The sequence below is a fragment of the Oleiphilus sp. HI0132 genome (assembly GCF_001635845.1).
In genome coordinates this window covers 1-995 of sequence record NZ_LWGJ01001684.1, presented here as the reverse complement: position 1 = coordinate 995, position 995 = coordinate 1, and the positions used below count along the sequence as shown (strand labels likewise).

Below are 995 nucleotides of genomic sequence, written 5' to 3'. Positions count from 1 at the left end.
ACATCAACCATGACCGGGATTGCGTCATGTCCAATTACGCAGACGATCTACAGCAAATAATCACTTCCTTAGAGCTGGAGAGTTTTAAATTAGCTGGTATATCAATGGGCGCCTTTGTTGCACTTAAGTACCAGGAAAAATATAGCGACAATCAGGTTGAACGTTATCTACATATCGACCAAAGTCCCAAATGCCTTAATGATAGTGAGTGGAAATGGGGGCTTTTTGGCGCAGAAAACCAAGAAAGACTCTCCGAAGCGACAGACCTAATAGGCAAGCTAGACCCTTATATTGAGGCTCAGGCAGCCTACGACACCCTCCCCAAAACACTAAGAAAAGAGTTATGGGATAATTTAGCAAGCTTCTTCTCTGATGCGCTGTCTCGCTCATCCCACAAAGCGATTGCCAGGAGAGTATGCTCAAATGAGTTTTTGGCCCGCAAAATAATGCCTGTCGATAACTGGCCCGTTTACATCACCTGTCTGAAAGCCTACATAGAACAAGACTACGACATGCTCGACGTTATCGCTAAGCTGAATAGCCCGCTGACATTAGTCGTTGGGCTTAAATCAACGATGTACCCCTGTACCGGCCAACTCCGCATTGCCGACCATCACCCCAATTGCGATGTTCTCACTTTCCGAAACAGCGGGCATACACCGCTTATCGATCAACCTTATCGCTTTTTTCAGACACTAAAAGGTTTTGCCCAAGCCTAAATTTTGACCTAAAAAACTGTTATGCTGCCGCCGAAATTTAAACAACATTTCTCGGAGTACTCGTGGAGAATATAACACCCGCATTAATTGGTGGATTACTGATAGGTCTTTCGGCCAGCCTTATTATGCTTTTTTACGGTCGTATCACCGGTGTCAGCAGCATGATTCAGAGCCTTGTTAAGCGCACACAAGGTAATACCTTAAACAGTTTTGCCTTCTTAGCAGGAATGGCTTTAGGTGCATTGTGCTTAAGCGAGCTCAGCCAAATTAATTCTC

The 995-nt window shown here is 44.8% G+C and carries 2 protein-coding genes; both read left to right on the top strand.

The window, feature by feature from the left end; all coding sequences use genetic code 11:
* On the top strand, nt 1-719 hold a 719-nt coding region (locus A3766_RS25855), incomplete at its 5' end, for an alpha/beta fold hydrolase (RefSeq protein WP_231882995.1).
* Between the two features lie 62 nt (nt 720-781).
* The coding region (locus A3766_RS25850; protein ID WP_369808658.1) for a YeeE/YedE family protein at nt 782-995 on the top strand (214 nt) is incomplete at its 3' end.